Annotated in this window: 4 protein-coding genes; 2 read left to right on the plus strand and 2 right to left on the minus strand. The window is 59.8% G+C overall.

The window, feature by feature from the left end; translation table 11 throughout:
- Nucleotides 1-54 precede the first annotated feature (54 nt).
- Together AC5JJ6_RS01790 and AC5JJ6_RS01795 are read left to right on the plus strand one after the other, a co-directional pair.
- Nucleotides 55-294, plus strand: coding sequence for a hypothetical protein (locus AC5JJ6_RS01790; protein WP_496040399.1), 240 nt, complete (start codon nucleotides 55-57; stop codon nucleotides 292-294).
- Nucleotides 295-301: 7 nt separating this feature from the next.
- On the plus strand, nucleotides 302-1,492 hold the full coding sequence (locus tag AC5JJ6_RS01795; RefSeq protein ID WP_496040400.1) for a PD-(D/E)XK nuclease family protein: 1,191 nt from the start codon (nucleotides 302-304) through the stop codon (nucleotides 1,490-1,492).
- On the opposite strand, the gene AC5JJ6_RS01800 is transcribed toward AC5JJ6_RS01795, so the two are convergent.
- The gene (locus AC5JJ6_RS01800) at nucleotides 1,476-2,480 is read right to left on the minus strand and encodes a tRNA-guanine transglycosylase (protein WP_496040401.1); all 1,005 of its coding nucleotides are present in this window, start codon (nucleotides 2,478-2,480) and stop codon (nucleotides 1,476-1,478) included. The two genes, AC5JJ6_RS01795 and AC5JJ6_RS01800, sit on opposite strands and share 17 nt — an antisense overlap.
- The coding region (locus tag AC5JJ6_RS01805; protein ID WP_496040402.1) for a helix-hairpin-helix domain-containing protein at nucleotides 2,477-4,142 on the minus strand (1,666 nt) is incomplete at its 5' end. The genes AC5JJ6_RS01805 and AC5JJ6_RS01800, both read right to left, overlap by 4 nt.

The following is a 4,142-nucleotide window of genomic DNA, read 5'->3' on the forward strand; positions in this document are numbered from 1 at the left end:
CTACGAGCTCCAGCTTTCAAGCGTATGCCTACGACCGGAGGCCTGCCTCATAGGATGGAGGATCTGCTCCGTCCGTATTCTTCGCTTGGCTCGCCCACCAGATCGCAGATCGACCGAGCCTTCGACGACCTTTATCGGCAGTTCTTCGTGGCGTTTAGCCGTCCGCAGGATGTCCTTCTGCTGGTCGGCGTAACGCCTACCCAGCCTGGTGGGCGCGTGCCAAACGTGGCGACCGGCTGGGACCGAAAGGGCGTTTGCCACTGGACGTCGAACCTTCCCTTTGTGATGATCTGAGTTACCGATGACGCTCTCTACCCGACCGAAGGTCTATTCTCTGCCGTCGTATAGCTTGACCGGCGACCTCCTCAGCTATCTGCGGTGCGGGCTGCCGTACCGTTATCAACGGATTGGCAAGCTGCCAGCATCTCGCCCCGTTCAGCAATGGTTCGGTGAGTTCATTCACGGCGTTCTTGAGGAAGCGTACCGTCGGTACAGTGACTCTTCCCTGAAGGGTACGCCGACGCTGCCTCCATGGTCACCTAGCGATCTTGATGACATCCGGAAGCTCATCAAGGCGCGGCTCGGTGCACGAGGACTTTATGCATGGAGCTCTGATCTCGAGCAGCTCGGCAATGATCGTGCGACTGCCGCCGTGCAGGAGCTCGGCCCTCATCTGTTCCCGCTGATTCACCGTGCTGAAGTGCGGCTAACCGGTGCACGTCTCCTGCCGGCGATCGAGTGCCAGCTTCAGTTCAGGGTTGCTGATCGCTACGAGATGGTCGGCGTCGTGGATGTTGTCACTCACGTCCAACTCGCGGACCCGGCACTCGCCACGAACCCCATCGTTGGCGCGCTTAAGACAAGTCTAGGCCCTGCGGTGCTACCCAAGTTCGAGGTCATCATCGATTATAAGGGCATGCGTCGTCCGCCGATCCCGGATCCTGGGACGCAGGACAGCCTCTGGACTCAATACGAATGGCAGTTGCAAACCTATGGTGAGCTACGACGCACCCAGCCCGACGCTCTGAACGTCGTCGCTGGCGTACTTCTTTACGTGAACGAGCTGCACCCAACACGGAGTGACCTTGAGCAGCTTAAAGATGAAATCGCGAACGGTATGACCGATTTGCCGCCTCCGCCTGGCTCGCTGCCCGACATCGCTCTCAAAGAGTGGAAGACACGCGACAAGCAGTTGCCGCAGCTGCCCTTTGACTATCGGCTCGCACGAGCGCTTCGCATCGTGCCAATCACTGCAACATCGATCGCTCAAGCCTTAGAGTCATTCGACAACGTAGTGAAGAACATCGAGACGTGTCGCGGGCAGGAAGTGCATGGCGTGCCGGTGCTGCAAGCTTGGACGAAGAACTCGAATGAGGAGAGCTCCTGCGTTGTGTGCGACTCGCGGACGTTCTGTCCGGACTATCAAGCCAAATACGCGAAGAAGCATGGTGAAACGGAGCCGCGCCTCCCGGCGGTCAAATCAGGGCTGTAGCCGCATCGCTCGTCGCGGACTTCTTGCTGCGCTTCTTTGGTGGGTGCACCGGCGAGTTGATGACCACCGAGGGCAGCGTCGCCGACTCCCACAGCCTCGAACCGAAGAGTAGGTGTGACGCCGATAGCGGCAACGCCCGCTGTGTTGCCATGGCGAGGTTGCACAGCGCCAGATGAAGCCGCTCCGTGGGCGACGCGTCAGCGAGATGGACCGCAGGCTGCCCCCAGAGCTTCCCGTTAGCCGCCAGTTTCACGTAGGAGCTGGAGTCGACGGATTGGACTCCCCTCTTGAAGAGGGCTTCGACGATGTCCGGCTTCCCGAGGCCGAACACGTGGAGTGGTTTGTTCGGGACAGCGGAGCGAACCGCATCGACGATCTTAAGAATTCCCTCAAGATCGCTCACACGGGGAACTAGGCCGCCGATGGCAATGCCGTCGAAGCCCAGCGCTGCATACGCGGTCGCGCACGCGCCATAGCTCTCAAGGTCCCATCCCTGAACGCACGCGTAAAGTAGCATGTCCTTGCGGCGTCGATTCTCAAGAGCCCAACGAGCGTTCGCCACCGTGAGCTTGTTGCGACGCCGCGCCTCGTGAAGGTCCATCAACGGGGGGATCGGAAAGTCAAGTGTGAATGCTACATCTGCGAGACGCTCCTGAAAATCGAGTACGTCTCTCGGGTGTAGAGGCTCGGTCTTGTCGTCGCTTGATCGTTCCAGAACACCGAGCTCTCCGACGGCGGTGACCTTCGCGTCTTGGAACAGTGAAGCGAACCCCCCGGAGTCGATGAGGAGCGGAATCGCCGGCCGCTCCTTCATCTTCTGCGCATAGTGAAAGCTGACCATCGCGGCAGGTGCGAGCCTGGGGAGATAAGGGCGCACCAGATCATCGAGAGGGTATTTCTCGCCGAAGGTCGTAACCGGCACATACGCGGGAAGCTGGATTATGCCATGTGCGGTGTTCAGCTGGGTTGGCAGCATCTTGGTCGTCATCGGTTTCCTTTGTCAAACCAGAGATGGAAAAGGTCGAGTTCACCAGCGTTCACCCCAGATGCGAGGTACTCGACGAGTGGCATCAACTTGGCGTCTTTCTGGTGCAGTTGCACAGCGAGCACGTGCTTACAGACATAGCCTTTGGCAAAGTCGGCGCAGTCACACAAGAGCTGTTCACCACCTCGGGACACGCGGTGAGGCTCGAGGCCTCCACTCACTAGGAACCTGTCTCCTTGTTGGCGCACCTCAAGGTCGAGCGCTCGACGTAACCGATACGGGTCGATACTGGAGGTCCAGGTTTCTATGAAGGTTTCAGTCATGTGGCCCGTTTCGCGTAGCGAGAATGCCGATCGGGTTCGGATTTTTTGGGCCGCCTCGTTGATCCAGCGAGCGGCCCTTACTGCCGAGACGCCGCGTACCTTTGCAAGGTCTTCTGTCTCGGTGAGAGCGAGTTCTTCGATGTCAGTGATGCCAGTGTCGCGCAGGCGTCGCGCAAGCGCCCCGCCAATGCCATCGAGGAACATTAGTGTCACCATCTGCTCATCTATGCCATAGGCAACCATGGCGGTCAGCGCACGCACCCGCTCCGGTAATGTCGAACCGTCATCGAAGGTCGTCTCGGGTGGCGGCACGTCGACCTCGGTGATCTGCTCCGTTGGGTGTGCTACCACGGCGACGGCTGCTGTGAGGATCCGTTCGACGCTTTCGCTGAGGCGTCGGACCTCAAAGGCGTAGCAGCCAAAAGTGTCCGCGACAGAGTCTGCGCTCCCGATACGCGTCCACTCGCGCACAACGAGAGTGGTCTTGATGACGGACAGCAACCGGCGTCCACGGAGTTCAAGGCGGTCCTGCAACTGCTCGTGCCTGCTGGAGAGCAGTGTAGAGCGCTCTTTTGAGAGCCGTTCTCCGATGCCTTCGAGATCTTCGAAGTCAACAGGGATAAGGGGCTCGCAGTCGTCAGACTGTACGCACAGCAGCAGAATGTCGAAGAAAGTAAGGCTTGCCGGATTCTCGGCCCGAAGAAAGCATGCGAGCGTAACGACAGTGCATGGCGCGAGCATCTGGCGGACGGCTATTCGGCCGAGGCGTGTCGACTTCAGCGCGGTCGCTTGTGCTCCTTCCTCTAAGAACTCAACGAGCATGCCGCTATCGAGCATCTCATCGACAACTCGGTCGAGCATGGGGAGTCGCTTCTGGTGAGCTGCAAGTGATCGCTGCAGGTTTCGGTTAAGCTGGGCGCGCGTGCGCGCAAGACCGCTAGACACCTCGGCGAGCACCTGCTCGGCGAGCGCACGAGCATCGACGAGACCTGATGTAATTTTCTCGAAATCACCGGCGGCATAGCGGTTGGCATCTCGATCCCACGACGGAGCAATGAGTACGACTTCGCCTTGCGTGTCGAGCCCGCGTCGCCCCGCTCGGCCAGCGCGCTGCCAGACAGTATTGACCGAAAGCGGGACGAAGTCGGCGCCGTCAAAGGCCTGCAGGTCATAGAGCACAACTTGTCGCGCAGGCAGGTTGAGCCCCATCTCCAACGTGCCCGTAGAAACGAGCGCACGGAGGATGCCAGCACGGTACTCACCCTCGAGTCGGCGGCGATCGCTGAAGTCGAGCCCCGCGTGATGGTGTCCTGCTGAAATGCCAGCATCGCGCAACTCGGCG

The organism is Skermanella sp. (assembly GCF_059503625.1).